Raw genomic sequence first — 21191 nt, forward strand, 5'->3', positions numbered from 1 at the left:
TTAATAACAAAAGATACAAAGTCAATCCATTTATGCAACACACCACCCACTCATACGGTAACCAAATGTATAAATCAGCACCTTATTTAACCTGCTGTTCACAAACAAAAAACATTCAGACAACGAGCCATGTGCTTGGATGGACCCAATTGACAACACAGTTGATGGCCCTTGTATTCCTGTTCGCTACCAAAGTAGCTTGCGCCGACACGGCGCAGCAGCTCGATGCCCTGGTCAAACAGGATGGGCGGGATTTCAGCGGCGTGATTCTCGTGCGTCAGGGTGACAGGGAGCTGGCCCTCAGAACCTATGGCGAGGGTATCAATGCAGACTCCCTCTTTATCCTGGGGTCACTTTCCAAGCAAGTATTCGCCACCGCCGCACTTAAAGCCGTGGACCTCAAGCTCTTTACACTGTCAGACTCAGTAAACAGCGCCCTGCCCGAGGCATTGCAATCGACCAATCCTGTATCCATAACCCAATTGCTGAGTCATACCTCAGGGATAGACAAGTCAGGTAACAAGTTAAACGGCTCACCGGGTAACGGCTTTGAATACAGCAATGCCAATTACCAGATTGCCGCCCACTGGCTGGCGAACTTGCAGGGACAAAGTACTGTTGCCACACTGCAGTCCTTATTTCAGACTAACCAGTTGGACTTGCTGGCCGACACAGGTACTGTGCAAGAGATAAAAGCCCGCCATCCGCGCCTGGCATTGGGAAGGTTACAAAAAGATGGGCAGTGGTTGCCCATACCGGCGGACTTCAGCAGTACGGATGTCAGTCTGGCCTCGGGAACCCTGATAGGCAGTGCCAGGGGCTTCGCCGACTTCCAGCAAAAGTTGCACACAGGTGCCCTGCTGTCCGATGCAAGTTATCGGGATATGCTCACCCCCAGAGCCACTCGTCCCCACAGCTGGGGAGAATTGGGTTACGGTTTGGGGGTGCAGATAGGCCAGGGGGTGAGGGAAATCAGCCACAGCGGCTATGTCCCCGGTTATATGACCACGGCCGTTTATTATCCCGACAGCCAATTACAATTGGTGGTGCTGGAAAACAGTGCCTGGGATCTCAAGGATCCACAGTGGACCTTCGCCCTGCACGATGCGCTGCATCAATGGGTGCTGAATCTGGCGCAAAAAGGCCCTTTGGAAAAATAAATGCAACGGCGCGAATAAGGTTCAGTGCTATAATGGCCCGCTTTTTGGGTCTCCCCAAATAACAGTGCCAAAATAACAGGATTGACATGACCAACAACGATATTCTGCGCCGCTTGCGCTTCATTTTTGACTTCAGCAATTCCAAGGTCATCAAGATTTTTGCCAAGGTGCAACAAGACATGGCCGAAGACAGGCTTCTGGCCATGTTGAAGAAAGAGGAAGAAGATGGTTACAGCGCCTGCAACGATATTACCCTATGCCAGTTCCTTGATGGACTCATATTGGACAAGCGCGGCCTCAAACCAGGCGCCGAACTTCCCAAACCAACGGCACTGAACAACAACCTGATATTCAAGAAGCTGCGCATCGCTCTCGAACTCAAGGAAGAAGATATCATCGCCATTCTGAAACTGGCGGATTTCAACCTTGGCAAGTCCGAGCTCGGTGCCCTGTTCCGCAATCCGGATCACAAGCACTTCAAACCCTGTGGCGATCAGATACTGCGCAATTTCCTCAAAGGCCTGTCACTGAAACACAGGGGGCTCTAATCCCCCGTCCCCACGGAAAAAAGCACGGCCAAGACCGTGCTTTTTCGTACCTTATCGCTCCTGCTTGCGCCTTGATATATATCAGATGTTTTAAACAGCCATTCGTCAAAAGCCCGAGAATTTTTCAACAACATGGCGCACCAATAAAGCCAAAACATGTTACTCTCTGAGCCATTGACAGCCGCTTACAAACAACGAATAAATCAAACCAAGGTAACCTATGGACGATAATAAACGCCCCCTATATCTTCCGTTTGCCGGACCTGCGATCCTCGAAGCCCCTCTGATCAACAAGGGCAGCGCATTCACCGAAGAAGAGCGGATGTTCTTCAATCTCGAAGGCCTGTTACCCCATGTGATTGAAACTATTGAAGAGCAAGCCTCGCGGGCCTACGATCAGTTCCGCAGTTTCAGCAACGATCTGGATAAACACATTTACCTGCGCAATATTCAGGACACCAACGAAACCCTGTTCTATCGCCTGGTGCAAAACCACATTACCGAGATGATGCCCATCATCTACACCCCCACAGTGGGGTTGGCCTGTGAGCGCTTCTCCAAAAACTATCGCCGCAACCGGGGCTTGTTTATCTCCTATCCCAACAAGGACAGGATCGACGACATACTCAACAATTCCACCCGCCACAAGGTGAAGATCATAGTGGTCACCGACGGTGAACGTATCCTGGGTCTGGGCGATCAGGGCATTGGCGGCATGGGGATCCCTATCGGCAAGTTGTCCCTGTACACCAGTTGCGGCGGCATCAGTCCCGCCTACACCCTGCCCATTACCCTGGACGTGGGGACCGATAATCCGCATCTGCTGGAAGACCCCATGTACATGGGTTGGCGCCACCAAAGGATCGGCGGAGAAGAGTATGCCGAGTTTATCGAAGCCTTCCTCGAAGCCGTTTATCGTCGCTGGCCGGATGTGCTGATCCAGTTCGAAGATTTCGCTCAGAAGAATGCCATGCCTTTGCTGGAGCGTTACAAGGACAAATATTGCTGTTTTAACGACGATATTCAGGGCACGGCTGCGGTAACCGTCGGCTCACTGCTGGCCGCCAGTAAAGCCGCCGGCACCCAGCTCAGCCAGCAACGCATTGCCTTCCTCGGCGCCGGCAGCGCCGGCTGTGGTATCGCCGAAGCCATAGTGGCCCAGATGGTCTCTGAAGGCATAAGCGACGAACAGGCCCGCCGCCAGGTATTCATGGTCGACCGCTGGGGACTGCTGCTCGACAACATGCCCAACCTGTTGCCCTTCCAGCAAAAGCTGGCCCAGAAGTGCGCCAACCTCGGCAACTGGCAAAACTTCAGCGACAATATGTCTTTGCTGGATGTGGTCAATAACGCCAAACCGACAGTGTTGATTGGCGTTTCCGGTGCACCGGGCCTGTTCACGGAAGAAATTATCCGCGCCATGCACAGCCATTGCGAGCGACCAATAGTGTTCCCACTGTCAAACCCAACCAGCAGGGTCGAAGCAACGCCCAAGGACATACTCCATTGGACCAATGGTCAGGCGCTGGTGGCGACCGGCAGTCCGTTTGAACCCGTAGTCATTGAAGGTGAAACCTACGAGATTGCCCAGTGCAACAACAGCTTTATCTTCCCCGGCATTGGCCTTGGCGTACTGGCCAGCGGCGCCAAGCGTGTGTCCGATGAGATGTTAATGGCCTCCAGCCGCGCCCTGGCAGAATGTTCACCGCTGGCTATCAATGGCAGTGGCGCACTGTTGCCAAGACTGGAAGACATTCATCAGGTCAGCAAGCATATCGCCTTTGCCGTGGCCAAGGTGGCGGTGCAGCAGGGACTGGCTCTGGATACCACGGATGAACTGCTGGTGCAGTCCATCGAAAATAACTTCTGGTATCCCGAATACCGTCGCTACAAGCGCACCTCGTTCTGACAACAAAACGCCCGGCTTAGCCGGGCGTTTTTTTACTCTGCCATCACCTGGCGCATGCTATTAAACATGCTTCTGTCTGTCCTGGCCTTTTTAACCTTGCGCACACTCTCTTTCAGCGCGGCATCGGCCACTTTCACAAACAATCCGCCGTATTCCTTTTCCTCTATTGCCGCATCGGTATCTTCCATCTCAGAAATATCCCGCGCCAGAATACTCAACTGTAACCAGGCATTGGCCAGGTAGAAACCATGAAAAGCAGCGCGCTCGAACAAACCGGCAGCGCTTTTGGGCAAGGCATCCCAGGCCGCAGCAAAACGGCCGTCCGCGTCGGCCAACAGCTCTTCACACAGGCTGCGGTAAGCATCCCGCAGAGCCTCGGGCATTCTGTCCAAAGCTATAACCTTGCCGGCGACATTGTCTGCAATTTTGAAAGCTTGTTCACGGTATGCGGAAGAAATATCTGTCATTTTGACCTCAGAATCTAGGGCCTCTGCCCCATACGGCATAAAAAGTGCCTTATACCGATTTTGGCCACCAAAGGCAAAAATACATTTGTGATAAAGCCTAATTGTTAACAGATATTACTGGCCAAACAACACCCAGGCCGGTTATCCTTAACCGGTTGGTAACAAATATAATAACAAAGGTAGACTCGATTTCATGAGCCTCTTTCGGCAATTCATCGCCAGCGGAGTATTGGTCATAACGGCACTCTTGTCCGTGGCCGACGCCTTGGCTATGAATTTGGACGAAATTGATCAACTGTTCGACAAACTTGAAAGGGCCGATATCAGTGAGCCTCAGGCCATAAACGAAGCCATTGCCAGCCTGGAAGCAGCAATAGACAAGGACGACTTACCAAGGGTATTGCGTCTGTCCAGATTACACTGCTGGAATCAGGACTCCACCACAGAAAAACTTGCGGCAGCCGCCGCTGTTTACGCCAATAAACTGCTCGGCGATCCCAAAAACGATACCCTCACCCGTGCCGACCTCTTGCTCTGCCGCGGGTATTACAATCGCTTGGCAGGTAAACCCAAGGACGCCCTTGTCGATTACGATGAGGCGGTCAAGCTTGCATATCAGGTGGAATCACCGAGATTAATCGCCGATGCCCGCAGCTTGAGGGGGGCAATTTTATCCTTTGAAGGCAATTTCAGTCCGGCACTGGAAGATCTGATAACGGCCCAGCATTTATATGAAAGCCTCGGCATGGAAGTCTGGAGCCTTAACAATCTGACCGAATTGGCCACCAGCTATCGACGCTTCGGCGATCCCCAGACAGCCATCCGCTATTACCGCCAATTGGAAGAAAAATACCGCAACCAGGGCGAGTTCAACGCCGCAACCCTGGTCAACTCAGAGATCGCCATGGCCTATGAGGCCATGAACGAAAATGCCATGGCGCTGGAATATTATCGGAAAACCGCCGACTACTGGGAATCAGCCAATGAACCCCTCGCCGCCGCCAGCATTTATGTCAACATGAGTGGCAGCCTCATCAAGCAGGGATTGGTCCCCGAAGCCAAACAAAAACTCGCCAAGGCCGAACCACTGATCAAAATCGAGCATGCCGGTTTCTACAGTTTTATGAAGTTGTATCAGGCCCAGATCGCACTGCAGGAAAACCAGCCGGATAAGGCTCTGGAGCTGCTAAATCAAGGCGAAGAGGCCTTTAACAGCATTCAGAACAAACGTGGTTTGGCCGAGCTCTATACCACCAAAAGCCAAACTTTGGCCGCCCTGGGTGATTGGCATTCGGCCTACGGCGCTCTGGAAACCCAAAATCGCTTACAAAACGAACTGCAGAACCAACTGCAGAGCCAGCGTACCACGGAAATGCGCACCCGCTTTGACACCGACAGAATGGCCAATGAAAACCGCCAACTGCTGGAGAACCAACGTCTTAAGGAGCATGAACTGCAGATATTGCAGCAGAACAAATTGCTGCAATTGACCACCATGGTGTTGGTACTGGTGATCCTGGCCATAGTTTCAGTGTTCGCCTACAAACAGGCCCAACGTTCAAAGTTAATGGAGCATCTGGCACTGACAGACTTCCTGACCAAACTGCCCAACCGGCGCCATATCTACCGCCGCGGTGAGCTTTTTGTACAGCAAGCCAAAAAGCAACAGTCAGCCATGTCGGTTATCCTGTTTGATGCCGATCATTTCAAAAAGATTAACGATCATTATGGCCACGATGTGGGTGACAAGGCCTTGGTGGTACTGGCCGATTGTGCGTCAGCCCAAATGCGCAAGACAGATATGGTGGGGCGGATCGGCGGAGAGGAGTTTCTGGTCTTGTTGCCTGGCACCAGCTTGGCCCAGGCCGGTGAGATCGCCGAGCGCCTGCGCAAGGCCATGGATGATACCGACATGAATGACATCAGCACGGGCCTGTCATTGACCATTTCTGCCGGTGTAGCCAGCCTGGACAAGGACAAGAGTTTTTCCGCCCTGCTGAATCGCGCCGATCATGCCCTTTATCAGGCCAAAGCCGCCGGCCGCAATCAGGTGGTACTCGACGGACCGCATAGCCAGGCCGCAGATCCTGCCGCAGAGATTTAAGCAGCTATCTGCTACAGCCCCAATTGCTACAACCCCAAAGCTTATTCCTCTCGCCATAAGATATTGGCTGATAACTCAGTCGCCTCACGGCCAAGCCACTGTCGATGCAAACGGGCAAACTCACCAGACTGCATCAAATTCTGCAGTGCCTGCTGCCATGCTTCCACTCTGGCCGGTGCCGTACCTCGCGAAAAAGCAAAATACAGCCCGATGCGCTTAAGTTCCAACACGGGTTGGATCTGTCCCTCATCCACTCCCGCCTTCGACAACAAAGGACCGATAAAAAGATCCGCGTGGCACCAAAATCGGATGCGCCCCGCCAATAGCTGCCGCAGGGATTGATCCGGAAATGCGGCAATCAGCAGCCCCGGGATCTTGCTATCAAGTAACAACTTTTCTGCCGGCGAGCCCCGGTAAACACCAATGGTTCCCAGAGAAGCGGCCTCGGCCAGATCCTTGGGGCGACTGGCATCATTACTGCGGCCATACAGATGCATACGCACTTCGGCAAAGGGACCGACAAAATCGAACTGCTGACGCCGATTGTCATTAATGGAAGTAGGAAACAGCACAGTATTGGGTTCCCGCAATGCCATGGCATAGCCCCGGGCCCAGGGCAGAACCTCCACCTCGGCACCTTCCCCCAGCTGACGCTGAATTAGCCTGGCCAGCTCCACCGAAAAACCACTGGCCCGGCCATCCACATACTGACTTAAAGGCGGCAAAGGCTCGGTTAACAGCTTAACCGTCTGCGGCAACTCTCCCGCCGCTCCGGGGAGGCTGCTCAATACACCCAGTAACAAGATTGCCAAAGTGCGCATAAGGCTCCCGAAGAGTTATAGGAGTGGCAGGAACTTGCACCCACACTACAGCATAGGGGCACTATGACCAATCCCACAAGGTGTGAGCCTGACGCCGGGGCCTGAAGCTGCTATTATGCGGCTCTATTTTTTTCCCCTTGCGGAGCAATTCCCATGATCCCAGAACCGCACCATGTTCCCGACAGCAGTGAGCTGCAGCAACTCAGCCTGCAGATTAAACAGTGGGGCAAGGCACTGGGATTTGCCGAGGTTGGGATCACAGATACCGACCTGAGCGCCGAAGAGCCGAAATTTCAGGCCTGGCTCGACAATGGCTTCCATGGCGACATGGCCTATATGGCCAACCATGGCATGATGCGCGCACGCCCCGCCGAGCTTCACCCAGGCACCCTCAGGGTGATTGCGGTGCGAATGGATTATTTACCCGAGCACGCCGGCTTTGCCAGCAACCTCAAGGATCCTGAGCTGGGGTACATTTCCCGCTACGCCGGTGGTCGTGACTATCACAAACTGATGCGCAACAGGTTAAAGAAGCTCGGTGAGCAGCTTGATGGGGCCCTGGCGGAATTGGGAGCAACCCCTTCCAACTTCCGCCCCTTCGTCGACTCGGCCCCCATTTTGGAGCGGCCTCTGGCGGAAAAAGCCGGTATTGGTTGGACGGGTAAACACTCACTGATTTTAAGCCGTCAGGCCGGCAGCTGGTTTTTCCTGGGTGAACTGCTGGTTAACCTGCCGCTGCCGGTGGATATTCCGGTCAAGGAAGAGTGCGGCACCTGCGTGGCCTGTATCACCACCTGCCCCACCGGCGCCATAGTGGCTCCCTATGTGGTCGATGGCCGCCGTTGTATTTCCTATCTCACCATAGAGCTTGACGGCCCCATCCCGCTGGAACTGCGCCCCCTGATGGGCAATCGCATCTATGGCTGCGATGACTGCCAGCTGATCTGCCCGGTGAACACTGAAGCACCACTGAGCCTTGAGAGTGATTTCCAGATCCGGCCTCAGCTGCGCCAACCCAAGCTGCTGGAGCTGTTTGCCTGGAGCGAGGGAGAGTTTCTGGCCAATACCGAAGGCAGCGCCATCCGCCGCATTGGCCACAGGCGCTGGCTGCGCAATATAGCCATCGCCCTTGGCAATGCACCGGCGAGCGACGCCATAGTCGCCGCCCTTAATGCGCGGCGAGACAGCGCAGACGTGGATGACATGGTGCGTGAACACATAGACTGGGCGCTTTCTCGCCAACAAGAGGCACTCCAGCAACAGGGACTGGCACTGGATGCCCGTAAAACCGCACGCCTTATCCGCTGCATTGAAAAGGGCTTACCCAGGGACGCCTGAACCTCAGGGCTGATCCAGGGTAAAGCCCACCTTGATGGTCACCTGCCAATGGGCAATCACCCCGGCCTCCAGGTGGCCCCGGGTTTCCACCACCTGAAACCACCGCAGCTTGTGCAATGACTGGGCCGCGGATTCAATGGCATTTTTGATGGCATCATCGGATCCAATGGCGGAAGAGCCAGTCAGTTCAATGATTTTGTAGGTGTGATTCATGGGGACCTCCAGTGCACTGAGGGAACCCCCTGAGTATAGTTGCTTAAGCCGGCAGCGGGCAGCGACGACGCAATTCCCGACCGGCGGCCACCATATTGCGCAGTGCCGGTTCCACCTCATCCCAGCTGCGGGTCTTAAGGCCACAGTCCGGATTGATCCACAGTTGCCGCAGTGGGATCCGCTGTGCCGCCCGCTCCATCAGCGCCACCATGGCCGCCACATCGGGGATGTTGGGCGAGTGGATGTCGTACACCCCGGGGCCAATCTCATTGGGATAATCAAAGGCCTCAAAAGCGCCAAGCAGCTCCATGGCTGAGCGACTGGTCTCTATGGTGATCACATCCGCATCCATGGCCGCGATGGCGGCTATAGTGTCGTTGAACTCGCTGTAACACATATGGGTATGGATCTGGGTTTCATCCCGCACACAGGCCGCGCTGAGCTTGAATGAGGCCACGGCCCAATCCAGATAGTGCTGCCACTGGTCGCGCCGCAGCGGCAAGCCTTCGCGGAACGCCGGTTCGTCTATCTGGATTATGCCTATGCCGGCAGCCTCCAGATCCGCCACCTCATCCCTGATGGCCAGCGCCAGCTGGGTGCAGATAGTCTCACGACTGATGTCTTCCCGGGCAAAAGACCAGTGCAGCAGGGTGACGGGGCCGGTGAGCATACCTTTAACCGGTTTATCGGTCAGGCTCTGGGCAAATTCGGCCCACTCCACCGTCATGGGTCTGGGGCGGGACACATCACCATAGATCAGCGGCGGTTTAACGCAGCGGCTGCCGTAGCTTTGTACCCAACCGTTTTTGGTGAATCCCACGCCTGCCAATTGCTCACCGAAATACTCCACCATGTCGTTGCGCTCGGCTTCGCCATGGACCAGCACATCCAGGCCCAGCTTGAGCTGGCGCAAGATGCTGTCACGGGTCACCTGCTGCAGCTGATGACGATACTCAGCCTCGGCCACCTCCCCTTTACGCCAGCGATTGCGCAAACTGCGGATGGCCGCGGTCTGGGGAAAAGATCCTATGGTGGTGGTGGGCAACAAGGGCAGACGCAGCTTCGCCTGCTGTTGCTGTTGTCGCAACACGAACGCACTGTCGCGCTCAAAATCGGTCTGATTCAGGGCTGCAATGCGCCGGGCGACGGCGGTATCGGCCGCCAGACGCCTGGCCTCGCGGCGCGCCTTGCAACGCTCAATGATGGCCCTGGCAGGCTCGGATGCCGGGGTTTGCAACAGCTGCTGCAGTTCATTCAATTCATGCAGTTTTTGTTTGGCGAACGCCAGTTGTTGCCTGAGCTCAGGTGCCAGGGCTGTTTCGACGTCCAAATCCACCGGCGAGTGCAGCAGCGAACAGGAGCTGCCGAGCCACAGGCGCTCGCCAAGGGCGTCTGCCACCGGTGCCAGGCGCTCGGCAAGCAAATCCAGATCGGCGGCCCAGACGTTGCGGCCGTTTATCACACCGGCGCTCAGTACCTGCCCGGATTGCAGCAGCGGCAGAAAGTCGTCCAATTGCTCCGGGGCCGACACCAGATCCAGGTGCAAACCGGCGACCGGCAAAGCAGCCACCAGCGCGCTGTGGTGAGCAATAGAGCCGTAATAGCTGGTGAGCAGCAGCTTGGGAGCCGCTTTGCTCAGCGCCTCGTAGGCCGGGGCAAAGGCCTGCTGCCAGTCCTTATCCAGATCCACTGCCAGTATGGGCTCCTCAACTTGCACCCAGGCTACGCCCTGGGCTTTAAAGCGCGCCAACAGCTCGCCATAGGTGCGCAGCAATGCCGGCAACAGACTCAGTTTGTCAAAGGGCTCGCCCTGAGTCTTGGACAGGTACAGGAAAGACAGGGGCCCCAGCAGACAGGGCTTGGGATCGTAGCCGAGGGCCTTGACCTCTTCCACCTCATCAAACAACTGCTCCCAGGCGATGGCAAACTGCTGGCCCCGATGCAACTCGGGCACCAGGTAGTGGTAATTGGTATTGAAATACTTGGTCATCTCAGCGGCCGCGGCACTCTTGCCCGTCGGTGCCCGGCCACGGGCGACCCGGAACAGGGTGTCGAGATCTATGGCATCACCATCACGGTGACGCTCGGGGATCACATTCAGGGTCGCCGCCAGGGTCAGCACCTGATCGTAAAAAGCAAAATCCCCCACCGGCAATTGCTCGACCCCGGCTTCCGCCTGCCACAGCCAATGCTGACGGCGCAGCCGCTGCCCCTGCTCCAGCAGTGCCTGCTGGCTGATTTCACCGCGCCAGTATTGCTCCAGGGCGAACTTCAATTCCCGGCGCCGACCTATTCTTGGAAAACCTAGACTATTTAATTGCATATTGTATACCTTATTGATGTAATATGAGCAAATTGCAACCAAGGCCCGGTTGACATATTCTCAATGGGCGTCTGGACGTCCAGAAGTTTATTGTGGTAGTCTCAGGGCTAGCAATCGAATTGGATTCACGGGCAACATGAGCAACATTCATGTGGAGAGAAAATGATAGAGCTGAGACACCTGCGCACCTTGATGGCACTCAAAGAAAGCGGCAGCCTGGCGGCTGCGGCAAAGAAACGCTTTGTCACCCAATCTGCGCTATCCCATCAGATTAAAGAGCTGGAAACCCGGATCAATTCACCGGTGTTTGTGCGCAAGAGCAAACCTTTGTCTTTCACCCAGGAGGGCTCACGCCTGCTACATCTGGCGGAGGAAATCTTGCCGCGGGTGATGGAGACGGAAACGGATCTCAAGCGCGGGCTGGATCCAGACAGCAACCGGCTCAGGGTGGGTATTGAATGTCACAGCTGTTTTCGCTGGCTGATGCCGGTCATGGAGGCGTTCAGAGATCAGTATCCCCATGCCGAGCTCGATATTTCCAGCCGCCATCTGTTTGATTCCCTCAATGCCCTGGAAACAGGGGAACTGGACATAGTGCTGACCTCGGATCCCGTGCCCGGTCACACCCTGGCCTATCAGCACCTGTTCGATTTTGAGGTGAAGCTGGTGGTGGCCAAGGATCATCCGCTGGCCAGTTTGCCCTACGTGGTGCCGCAGCAATTGGCGGGCCAGCCCCTGATTAGCTATCCGGTACCGCTGGAGCGACTGGACTTCTATCGACTGTTTCTGGAACCGGCCGGCATTGAGCCCGGCCCCCAGAAGTGCAGCGATCTGACCTCTGTGCTGCTGCAGCGTATCGCCTGTCAGGAAGGCGTGGCCGCCCTGCCAAACTGGTCCATCAGTGAAGCCCAGGGACTGAGCCTCAGCAGTCTCAAGCTGGGGATTGAAGGGCTGAAACGCCCGCTGTTCGGTGCCTATCGCCGCGATGCCGGCGCATCCAGATTGATCCAGCACTGGCTGGAACTGGTAGCCGGCGAAGGTTTGGCGCGTCAAGGCAACCGCTGATAAGCAATTCCTGTGAAATAAAAACGCCTGCAACTGCAGGCGTTTTATTAAGCCAAGCTCACTCAGAGCGGATTGAGCAGCAGGCCACGCATGGACAGTACCCGGCGCAGAATCAAACCCGGTGAATTGGGGTTGCGGGTCTGGCGCAGGTTATGGGCAATCATAAATTCATCTTTGAGCTCTTCATCCAGCCCCAGGGACTCAAAGGCCTCCAGGGTCAGGGTTTGCTGCTGGGTATCTATGATGCTCTTGATGATGCCCAGGGGGAAAGATTCTTCCGACTCGGCATTGAGATACGCAAAAGCGGTCAGGGCGATGATTTGACCAAAGACACTGAACAGCGCCAGGGTTTGCACCTCATCCGGGTCAATTCTGACTCCATCCATCTCGATTAAGCTGTCTACCGCCGACGCGGCAATGCTCTCGGTCAGGCGCCAGTAGCCCTGCACCAGCTTCTTATAGGGCTGGGGCAACTCATCGAGCCTCTCCTTGAGGTAGAAACTGAAGGCATAACGATAGATGTTGATCTGGCCCAGACGGATCAGGGCATCCTTGAGGCTGCGGGTCTTGCCGGGATTGACTGTGGCCACCTGAGCCGTGGTGCTGCGCCACAACAGATGGGCCGCCAACGCAGGATCGGTGGACACTATATCGATCACATTGCGTATGTCTCCATCGGCTATGATGGCCTTTTTCAGCGGAACCAAGATACCCCGCCGCCCGATCACCTGCTCTTCATTGGCAATGATGGCCCTGATCTGGGAAAACACCTGATGCTCAAGCTCAGTCATGTAACACTTTTAAACCTTTTATCCGGGGAACCCTGACAAATGCCGTCGGCAAAGGACCGCATCCATCCCACCTCGATTTTTAATTATCGGGGAATTTACCCACAAAATCCTGCCTATGGTCAAGCTGTATTCCATTGTTACCACTAAATTTCGTGAGCCGCATTTAAAAGGCACCGCTGGCCTGCAAATTGACAAATACCGCCTCGGCCAACGCCTGGTATCCTTGGTTGTTGAAATGCACCCCATCGGACTTCATACCCGCTGTCGACAACAGATCACTGACAGTGTCGTCCAGCAACGGCAAACCATACTGGTCAGCCAATTCTTCATACAGGGGCATGGGCGACAACAACAGGGATTTATCCGGCACCGCCAACAACAGCACGGGCACCTGTCTGGTCCGGGCCGCAAGGATCATACCTTCAAGATTAGCCTTTAATTGGCTTTTATCGAGTCCCCTGAGCACATCATTACCGCCTTCAAGCAACAGCAGTAGATCCGGCTGAGTCTGGTCCAACACATCGGCGATACGTGCCAATCCCTGGGCGCTGGTTTCGCCTGAAATGCCGGCGTTGATCACCTCACACTCACACAGGGCCGACAGCATTGCCGGGTAATCCCGCCCCTCGCCTGCTCCCACGCCCTGGGTCAGGCTGTCACCAAAGGCCAGGATGCGCGCATTTTCCCCCAGATAAGGCAACTTGGGGCCAGAGCAGCCACAGAGCAAGAGCAGAAACAGCAAGGTTCGCCGCACAGGAATTCCGGTTCAATTTGCAACTTACTCATTTATCGCCGAAAAAAAAGCCGGACACAAGTCCGGCCTTTCATTTGCACAGCAGATTTGCGGATCAGAAATGGTATTTGATGCTGGCGCTCACCATCCGGCCACTGCCGGGATAATAGCCATTGCCCCAATCGCTGTAATAACCGGCGCTGACATAGTCCTCATCCAGCAGGTTGTCGGCACGGACACTGGCCAGCCACTGACCGCGGCGATAATTCAGCGCCAGGTTGACCAGGGTATAGGCATCCAGTTTGTCCGCCAGATTGGCGTTATCCCCTTCGATAAAGCGTTCTCCTGTGTACTGGGCATCCAAATACAGCTGCCAGTTGTCGTCCAGATCATAGCTGGCAAAACCGCGACCACTGTGGCGGGCCACCCAGGACAAAGCCTTGCCGTCATTGCTTCCTGCGGTAAAGAAAGCATCGGTAAACTGATAGTCCAACCCCAGCGCCAGAGCATCCAGGGGCTGCCAATCCAGATCCAGGGCCACACCATAACGGCGCGAGCTGTCGGCATTGACGTTGGCGCCATTGAAATACGCGCTTGGATCTGGCTTGGGTGCGGAGGCATCCCAGACGATTTCATCCTCAAGGTCGAGACGGAAAGCGCTCAGGCGCAGGCTGTAACCCTTGCTGTGATAATCCCAGCCGGCCTCATAGGAGCGACCGGTTTGTGGATCTAGGCCCAATACGCCCTCGGATGTATAGGCCTGCTCATCCACCTTGGCGAAACGGAAGTTGTCTTCCGCCCTCAGGTAAAAGCGCTGCTGCTGATTGGGACGGTAATTGAGGCCCAACTCCAGCGCATGGGCATCATTGTCCAGGTTCACACCGGCTGGATAGGTTAAGTCGTCACGCAGCTCGTCCCTGACCTCGGCGTAGCGACCGCCAATCACGTAGCTGAGGCTGGAGCTCAAGGGCACACTGGCCTGCACAAAGGCCGCCGCCAGCTTTTGGGTGTTGGACCTGTCCATGTATGAGTAATCAAACTCGGACTCGCCCCGTGACAAATCGGCCCCGGCAATCAGCTTAAGCTCGCCGGCTTGGATATCATAACGGCCGCTGAATTTGGGACTCAGGCTCAACAGACGTCTTTGAGTGTTGCCCTTGGAGCCAAAACTTATCGAATCCACATCCGTGTCGCTGTAATCGGCATCCAGCAGCAAACGCCAATGACTGGACAAGGCCTGCTGATAGCCCAGGCGGGCATTGCGACTGATGCTGTGGTTGTTGTCTGTTATGCCGTCATAGGCAGCTTGGCGGGGATTGTCGCGGAACTGCTCGTCTGTCATGGCCCCGGCCAATTCACGTTCATCATCATTGAAACCGGCCTCTATAAACAGGCTGCGCTCCCCCTGCTCGTACTGCACCCGCGCCAGCAGGGCACTGGTTTCACTCTCGCTGTGGTCGCGATAGTTATCGCTGTCACGACGATTGGCCGCCAGGTAATAACGCCAGTTGTCGTTGATCGCTCCGGCGTAATCACCGCGGGCCTCATAGGTGGCATAGTTACCAGCCAGCAATTGCAGGGAACCACTGCCTGCATCCGGCGCCTTGGTGACTATGTTAATCACCCCACCCACGGCCTGATCGCCATAGAGCACCCCGGCGCTGCCGGAAAGAATTTCAATGCGCTCCACCTGGTTAAGGGCAATGGCATTGAGATCCGGCGCGGCGATATCAATATTGTTCAGCCGACGACCGTCCACCAATATCAGGGTATTGCTCGCGGCCTGACCGGCGCCGAAGCCGCGCATGGCCAGCACAGGGCCGGCACCATTATCGCTGAGCTGAATGCCGCTCTGACCCCTGAGCAGTTCGCCCAGGCGGGTGGCACCGCTTATGGCAATGGCGGCGGCATCAATCACATTGACGTTGGCGGCCAGGTTCAGCGGCGTATCGGCGCTGCGTCCTATGACCACCAGGGTATCTGTAGGGTTGGAATTGCCTTCTTCGGCCTGCACAGCAAAGGTGCCGAGCAGCATGGCGGTAAGAAGGGCGAGAGATGTTGGATGTGAACCCATTAACCTTTGACTCCATCAAGGAAAACGGGGCAAAAGTGCCACGATGGCCCAAGGCCGGTCGCACCCGCAGATCTGCCCACCGAAATCTGGGGATAACCTGGAGGGCCGGTCTCCGGACTTTGGATAGGGCCTGTCGGCCTGCGAACAACAGCTTTAAACGCCCATTAGCTTTAAAGGCCAGGGCGCGCCGCGATCTCACCATTTACCGTTGCGGGGGCAGTGCCGGAATTGCGCCGGCTTCCCGATTATCCCGAACATTCGGGCACCCGGAAGGTTGACAACCCGCCGAGTGTTGGCGGGCCGGCGCATTATAGACATCTATATGGATAAATGTCTAATTGGATTGGTTAAGCTTGATGGGCTGCAAGGGCGCAATAAACTCCCGGTAATTGCTGCCGTTGAGCGGGACATTGGCTGCGGTAAACTCAAGGCCGCGCATGGATTTGTGCATCAGCAGCAGATCTTCGCCGCCACCCAGCACGGCGTAATAGCCTATTTCGCCGCGGGACGACGGCTCACCATGAAGATGCGTATCCGGCATACGGCTGCAGCCGAGTATGGCCTGAAATCCGGATTGTTCACCCGTTGCCATCTCAAGCGCCCCCAGGGGTTCATACACCATTTCCCCCAGACAATTGGCCTTGTAATTGTTTGTGAAGGTTTCGAAAAAGGCCTGCGGCGTTATCCTGTCGCCCATACCATGGAACCCCTGAACACAGACCAGGCTGGTCCAATCGGCCAAACGCTGCTCCTGTGGCAGGAATTCAGCGCTGAACATACCACCCAATTCATCGGTGCCTACCTGGCGCCAGTTGTCAGGCAATTGAAAGTTCAACACTGTATCGTAAACTTTCAGCTCTTCAGCCCCGGCAGGGAGCTGAGCAGCAACCAATGCCGTCAGACCTATCCAGACAATATTATTCCACTTCATCATTAAGCTCCCTGTTGTGTGCCGACTTTCCCTGTCCACATGACCCAAGCGTAACAAATCTTAATCTCAGATTGTGTAGCTATCATTTCCTTTACGCATTAAATGTCAAGCTGATAAAAAGGTTCCGCCTCAGTGAAGCAGGCTTTCCAAATACCTGAGTATGACGCTTCCGGTCCGGCTAAGTTCCATCCATGGACCGACCGGGGTCAACAAGGTATATTGCCCCCACGCAATTCCGTTATCCGCATGTCTCTTTGTCAGCCTGCATTCAAGATTCAATAAGGACGTTCCATGGCCAGCCTGAGCAGTATTCATATCTATCCCGTCAAATCCATCCGCGGCCAAACACTCCCGGAGGCCAGGGTGGCAGAGGAAGGCCTGATTGGCGACAGACGCTTCATGGTGTGCGGTCTTGATGGCCGTTTCTTTACCGCCCGCACGCATCCGAGCCTGTCACTGATCCACAGTGAATACGTCTCGCCACAGGCCGTCCATGCCGGCGCCCTTGAGTTGCACTTTGACGATATGCCTCCCCTCAGGCTGGAGCCAGACCGGTTTGCTTCAGCCCCTTTTGCCACCGGCGTATGGAAAGACAACTTCAGTGCCCTGACCACCACGGAAGAGGCGGATGCCTGGATCTCGGCGGTACTGGGGGAGCCGGCCAAACTGTTATGGCTTGGCGAACAATCGGCCCGGTTCCGCCAACAAACCGGTGGCAGGGTCAGTTTTGCCGATGGTTACCCCTTGCTGCTGATAAGCCAGGCCTCACTGGAAGATCTCAACAGTCGCAGCGACCGACTCAATCGGATGGCACAGTTTCGCCCCAATCTGGTCATTGAAGGCGTTGACGCCTTTGCCGAGGATAGCTGGGACAGGATCCGTATCGGTGAGGTGGAGTTTAAGGTGGCCAAACCCTGCGGTCGCTGCGTGATGACCACCCTGGAGCAGGACAGCACCGAGTTCCATCCGCTGAAGGAGCCACTGGACACCCTCAGCCGGTATCGCCGCAGTGGCAATGGCGATGTGGATTTTGGCCAGAATCTTATCCCGCTCAATGAAGGAAGCATAAGGGCCGGTGACAGTTTGACTGTGCTGAGCTACAAAGAGCCGCAGCACTATGCCGATGGTGCAGCCCCCAAGCGGCGGCTGCGACTTGTCTCCAAGGACACCCTGGCAGCGGACTTTGTCTCGCTGCATTTGCAGGCCGAAGATGGCAAGCCGCTGCCAAACTTTATCGCTGGCCAACACCTCAAGCTGGCCTTTGATATCGAAGGTACGCGCCATATTCGTCGCTACAGCCTCAGCGCCTCACCGCTGGAGCCGCTCTGGCGCATCAGTGTTAAACGGGCCGCCGGAGGGGTGATGTCCAATATCATCCACGACAGATTACAGCCCGGCGATGTGCTGCTTGCTGACCTTCCGTCGGGCAAATTCCGGCTGCGCAGCGGCAAGGCGCCGCTGTTCATCAGCGCCGGTTCCGGCATTACGCCCATGTTATCCATGGCCCGCACCTTGATGCAGCAGGATAAGTTTGATGACGGCAAGCGCTTGGCTGCGGCCCGTTTTATTCACCTGTGCCGCACCGAGGCAGATGTTCCCGAGGCCGAGTTGGCGCACTTAACCGGCGCTGGCATGCCCTTGATGCTGCTGCTCAGCCAACCCGGTGACGACTGGCCCGGTCTCAGGGGACGACTTGATCGCCATCATCTGCAAGGGATTGAGGATTTGCTGGAGCGAGACGTTTATCTTTGCGGCCCGGCGCCCTTTATGGCCGAGATAGAGCAAGTCTTGTTGTCTTTGGGGCTGGCAGCTGATCAGATTCAGCAGGAATTGTTCGGCAAACCCGGCAGGAAACCCAAGCAGGCGCCCAAACAGGTCCGGATCCAGATAGGTGAGCAGGTATTCACCGGTGATAATCAGCGGCCCATATTGGATCAGGCCGAACAGCAGGGCTTGTCCATGCCCTGGTCCTGCCGCGCCGGGATCTGCAGTGCCTGCAGGCACCAGTTATTGGAAGGGGAAGTGTATCAACCCAAGGCTCCGGCACTGAGCGCCGCCGAGCGGGCCGAAGGCAAAATCCTTGCCTGCTGCGCCATTCCCCTGGGCGATATCAAGCTCACAGTCTGACTCACAGCGGCTGCAGCTGCTCCACCAGCAGCTGCAGGCTCTGATTGCCGCGAAATTCGTTCACATCCAACCGATAGGCCAGTTGCACCTCGCGTATACCGGCATCGGGCCAGATGGCTGTGTCTATATTGAAGGCAATGGCATCAAGCATCAGGCTGCCACAACGGGTCTCCAGCACCATTTTCAGATGTTTGTCACCCACCAGTCGCTGTTGCAACAAGCGAAACCGGCCGTCAAATAACGGCTCTTCAAATCCCTGGCCCCAGGGACCGGCGCCGCGCAGCAGCTCGGCAGTCTCCAGGGTTAACCAGCGGGGCTCAAGTTCACCGTCACTCAAAATTTCACCGGTTAATTGTTCAGGCGCCAGCAACTGCTGCACTGCCTGTTCAAAGGCGGCTGCGAAAGCGCCAAAATCCGTGGCCCTCAGGCTTAAGCCCGCCGCCATGGCATGGCCACCGAACTTGAGCAGCAGCCCCGGATGACGGCTGTTGATCAGTTCCAGCAGATCGCGCATATGCAGGCCCTTGATGGAACGGGCCGAGCCCTTGATTTCGCCATCGCCGGCATCGGCAAAGGCAATCACAGGCCTGTGATACCTGTCCTTAATTCTCGACGCCAGTATGCCGATCACGCCCTGGTGCCAGTCATCCCGGTACAGGGCTATGCCCCAGGGCAATTCGCTGTCTGCCAGGCTCAGGCGCTGGAGGCTGGCCAGCGCCTCCTGCTGCATCCCGGCCTCCAGTTCACGGCGCTCGGCGTTGAGACCATCAAGCTCCGCGGCCATGCGTCTGGCCTGCATGAAATCGTCACACAGCAGGGTTTCAACCCCGAGGGACATTTCATCGAGACGACCGGCGGCATTGAGCCTGGGACCGACGGCAAAACCAAAATCCGAGGCCACAATCCGGGCGGGATTACGCTTGGCCACTTCCAGCAAGGCGGTAATTCCGGGACGACAACGACCGCTGCGCACCCGTTTAAGGCCCGCATCCACCAAAATGCGGTTGTTGGCGTCCAGGCTGACCACGTCTGCCACTGTGCCCAGGGCCACAATGTCCAGCAGACAGGCAAGGTTGGGTTCCGTCAGTCCCTTTGAGATAAACCAATCGCGGCTTCTGAGCTCGGCCCGCAGCGCCAGCATAAGGTAGAAGGCCACCCCAACCCCGGCAATGGACTTGCTGGCAAAGGAACAACCCGGCTGGTTGGGATTGACTATGGCGTCGGCAAGCGGCAATTCGGCGCCCGGCAGGTGATGATCCGTAATGACCACCTGCATACCGGCAGCTTTGGCGGCCGCCACCCCGTCACTACAGGAAATGCCATTATCGACTGTGATCAGCAGCTCGGCCCCGCGCTCTTTCGCCACCGCCACCAGGGGCACACTCAGGCCGTAGCCAAAGTCAAAACGATTGGGGATCAAAAAGTCGGTGTTGCCGGCCCCCATCATCGCCAGCGCCAGCAGACAGACGCTGGTTGAGGTGGCGCCGTCGGCATCAAAATCACCCACGATCAAAATCTTTCGCCCCGCCGCCATGGCATCGGCCACCAATACGGCCGCCGGTGCCAGCCCCTTCATGGTCTCGGGCCTGAGTAAACGGTTTAATTCCGGCTCACACTCTTCGGCCTTGGTTCCGCGTCTGGCCAGCAGCTGTTTGAGCAAGGGATGTAAATGGCTTGGCAGATGACTGTCATCCACCTGGGGGCGTCGGACTATCTGGTGATACACGGGAGAGTGATTTCCTTCGACTGGCATAATGAAAAAGGTGAGCCTGGGCCCACCTTGGTCAACTAAAGCTTACTGTCACTATCGCTTGGCGTGACGTTCGAGATTGTTGTACAGATCCTTGGGCGGCTGATAGCCGGGGATCAGGGTACCGTCTTCCAGGATAAGCGCCGGAGTGCCGTTGATACCGAACGTCGCACCCAGGTTATACTGCTCGGCAATGTTCGCATCGCAGCTGGCGGCCTTTATGGCCTTACCGGCCTTGGCGTCATCCATGGCTTGGTGCGGATCTTTGGCACACCACACGGCTTCCATCTGATCGGCGTTTTCAGAAGGCACACCCTGACGGGGGAATGCCAGGTAGCGCACTGTGATCCCAAGGTCGTTGTATTCAGCCATTTGCTTGTGCAGTTTACGGCAATAGCCGCAAGTGATGTCGGTGAACACTGTCACCACATGCTTTTCATCCTTGGCCTTATATACCAACATCTTGTCTTCAAAAGGCTTGAGCATTTCCAGACGCGGCCCGGCAAGCGCTGCTTCGGTCAGGTTATCCATGCCCTTGTCGAGATCATACAGATTACCGTGGAACAGCTTGCTGCCGTCCTCATTGATATAGAGCACACCACGATTGGTGATGACCTGGAAAAGGCCCTTCACGGGCGCGGGGTCGATAGAAAGCACGTCCACCCCGAGGGTGTCGGTCAGCTTTTGTTTGAGCTGCTCTGGCGCTATGGGGGCCGCTATCAGGGTCGCGGGCACCATGACCAGAGAAAAAATCAGGCTTAGGGCAAGTTTCATTTTCATTCCTTATTTGGAGCCTCTAGGCAACCATTTAATTATTTGACCCGTAACAGGGCTGAA

At 56.1% G+C, this 21191-nt stretch carries 17 protein-coding genes and 1 riboswitch; of the genes, 7 read left to right on the forward strand and 10 right to left on the reverse strand.

What is annotated here, in order from left to right:
• Nucleotides 1-149: 149 nt before the first annotated feature.
• From JYB84_RS13360 to JYB84_RS13370, 3 genes are all read left to right on the forward strand, one after another.
• On the forward strand, nt 150-1160 hold the full coding sequence (locus tag JYB84_RS13360; RefSeq protein ID WP_207320532.1) for a serine hydrolase domain-containing protein: 1011 nt from the start codon (nt 150-152) through the stop codon (nt 1158-1160).
• An 86-nt stretch (nt 1161-1246) separates the two neighbouring features.
• Nucleotides 1247-1708 (forward strand): YehS family protein, encoded by a 462-nt coding sequence (locus JYB84_RS13365; protein ID WP_207320533.1) that lies wholly within the window; start codon nt 1247-1249, stop codon nt 1706-1708.
• Between the two features lie 220 nt (nt 1709-1928).
• Nucleotides 1929-3617: an NAD-dependent malic enzyme gene (locus JYB84_RS13370; RefSeq protein ID WP_207320534.1), complete on the forward strand. Its 1689-nt coding sequence runs from the start codon at nt 1929-1931 to the stop codon at nt 3615-3617.
• A 32-nt stretch (nt 3618-3649) separates the two neighbouring features.
• Here the strand turns inward: JYB84_RS13370 and JYB84_RS13375 are convergent, their stop codons facing one another.
• Nucleotides 3650-4084 carry a DUF3069 domain-containing protein gene (locus JYB84_RS13375; protein ID WP_207320535.1) on the reverse strand — a complete coding sequence of 145 codons (435 nt, stop codon included), beginning with the start codon at nt 4082-4084 and terminating at the stop codon, nt 3650-3652.
• 193 nt (nt 4085-4277) lie between these two features.
• On the opposite strand from JYB84_RS13375, the gene JYB84_RS13380 reads away from it, so the two are divergent.
• Nucleotides 4278-6188, forward strand: coding sequence for a tetratricopeptide repeat-containing diguanylate cyclase (locus JYB84_RS13380; protein ID WP_207320536.1), 1911 nt, complete (start codon nt 4278-4280; stop codon nt 6186-6188).
• Nucleotides 6189-6229: 41 nt separating this feature from the next.
• Here the strand turns inward: JYB84_RS13380 and JYB84_RS13385 are convergent, their stop codons facing one another.
• Nucleotides 6230-7009, reverse strand: coding sequence for a substrate-binding periplasmic protein (locus JYB84_RS13385; protein WP_207320537.1), 780 nt, complete (start codon nt 7007-7009; stop codon nt 6230-6232).
• Between the two features lie 153 nt (nt 7010-7162).
• Here JYB84_RS13385 and queG point away from each other — a divergent pair, with 153 nt between their 5' ends.
• Complete coding sequence (queG, locus tag JYB84_RS13390) at nt 7163-8347, forward strand: tRNA epoxyqueuosine(34) reductase QueG (RefSeq protein WP_207320538.1); 1185 nt, start codon at nt 7163-7165, stop codon at nt 8345-8347.
• 3 nt (nt 8348-8350) lie between these two features.
• On the opposite strand, the gene JYB84_RS13395 is transcribed toward queG, so the two are convergent.
• The gene (locus JYB84_RS13395) at nt 8351-8560 is read right to left on the reverse strand and encodes a dodecin (protein ID WP_207320539.1); all 210 of its coding nucleotides are present in this window, start codon (nt 8558-8560) and stop codon (nt 8351-8353) included.
• 43 nt (nt 8561-8603) lie between these two features.
• The gene (metE, locus tag JYB84_RS13400; protein ID WP_207320540.1) at nt 8604-10883 is read right to left on the reverse strand and encodes a 5-methyltetrahydropteroyltriglutamate--homocysteine S-methyltransferase; all 2280 of its coding nucleotides are present in this window, start codon (nt 10881-10883) and stop codon (nt 8604-8606) included.
• 162 nt (nt 10884-11045) lie between these two features.
• Between metE and JYB84_RS13405 the strand changes: the two genes are divergently transcribed.
• The gene (locus JYB84_RS13405; protein ID WP_207320541.1) at nt 11046-11948 is read left to right on the forward strand and encodes a LysR family transcriptional regulator; all 903 of its coding nucleotides are present in this window, start codon (nt 11046-11048) and stop codon (nt 11946-11948) included.
• Nucleotides 11949-12010: 62 nt separating this feature from the next.
• Here the strand turns inward: JYB84_RS13405 and JYB84_RS13410 are convergent, their stop codons facing one another.
• The 4 genes from JYB84_RS13410 to JYB84_RS13425 form a co-directional block, all read right to left on the reverse strand.
• Entirely contained in the window at nt 12011-12739 is a 729-nt protein-coding gene (locus JYB84_RS13410; RefSeq protein WP_207320542.1) for an HDOD domain-containing protein, read from the reverse strand.
• A 163-nt stretch (nt 12740-12902) separates the two neighbouring features.
• The gene (locus JYB84_RS13415) at nt 12903-13493 is read right to left on the reverse strand and encodes a GDSL-type esterase/lipase family protein (RefSeq protein WP_207320543.1); all 591 of its coding nucleotides are present in this window, start codon (nt 13491-13493) and stop codon (nt 12903-12905) included.
• Nucleotides 13494-13587: 94 nt separating this feature from the next.
• Nucleotides 13588-15546, reverse strand: a complete 1959-nt coding sequence (locus JYB84_RS13420) for a TonB-dependent receptor (RefSeq protein ID WP_207320544.1) — start codon at nt 15544-15546, stop codon at nt 13588-13590.
• Between the two features lie 86 nt (nt 15547-15632).
• A riboswitch (cobalamin riboswitch) is annotated at nt 15633-15831 on the reverse strand.
• A gap of 49 nt (nt 15832-15880) precedes the next feature.
• On the reverse strand, nt 15881-16480 hold the full coding sequence (locus tag JYB84_RS13425; RefSeq protein ID WP_207320545.1) for a hypothetical protein: 600 nt from the start codon (nt 16478-16480) through the stop codon (nt 15881-15883).
• Between the two features lie 288 nt (nt 16481-16768).
• On the opposite strand from JYB84_RS13425, the gene JYB84_RS13430 reads away from it, so the two are divergent.
• Entirely contained in the window at nt 16769-18604 is a 1836-nt protein-coding gene (locus JYB84_RS13430; RefSeq protein WP_207320546.1) for an MOSC N-terminal beta barrel domain-containing protein, read from the forward strand.
• Between the two features lies 1 nt (nt 18605).
• Here JYB84_RS13430 and recJ read toward each other — a convergent pair whose 3' ends face one another.
• Nucleotides 18606-20330 carry a single-stranded-DNA-specific exonuclease RecJ gene (gene recJ / locus JYB84_RS13435; RefSeq protein ID WP_207323229.1) on the reverse strand — a complete coding sequence of 575 codons (1725 nt, stop codon included), beginning with the start codon at nt 20328-20330 and terminating at the stop codon, nt 18606-18608.
• 78 nt (nt 20331-20408) lie between these two features.
• On the reverse strand, nt 20409-21134 hold the full coding sequence (gene dsbC / locus JYB84_RS13440; RefSeq protein ID WP_207320547.1) for a bifunctional protein-disulfide isomerase/oxidoreductase DsbC: 726 nt from the start codon (nt 21132-21134) through the stop codon (nt 20409-20411).
• Nucleotides 21135-21191 lie beyond the last annotated feature (57 nt).

The organism is Shewanella cyperi, from assembly GCF_017354985.1.
In the GTDB taxonomy this organism is placed as follows: Bacteria; Pseudomonadota; Gammaproteobacteria; order Enterobacterales; family Shewanellaceae; genus Shewanella; species Shewanella cyperi.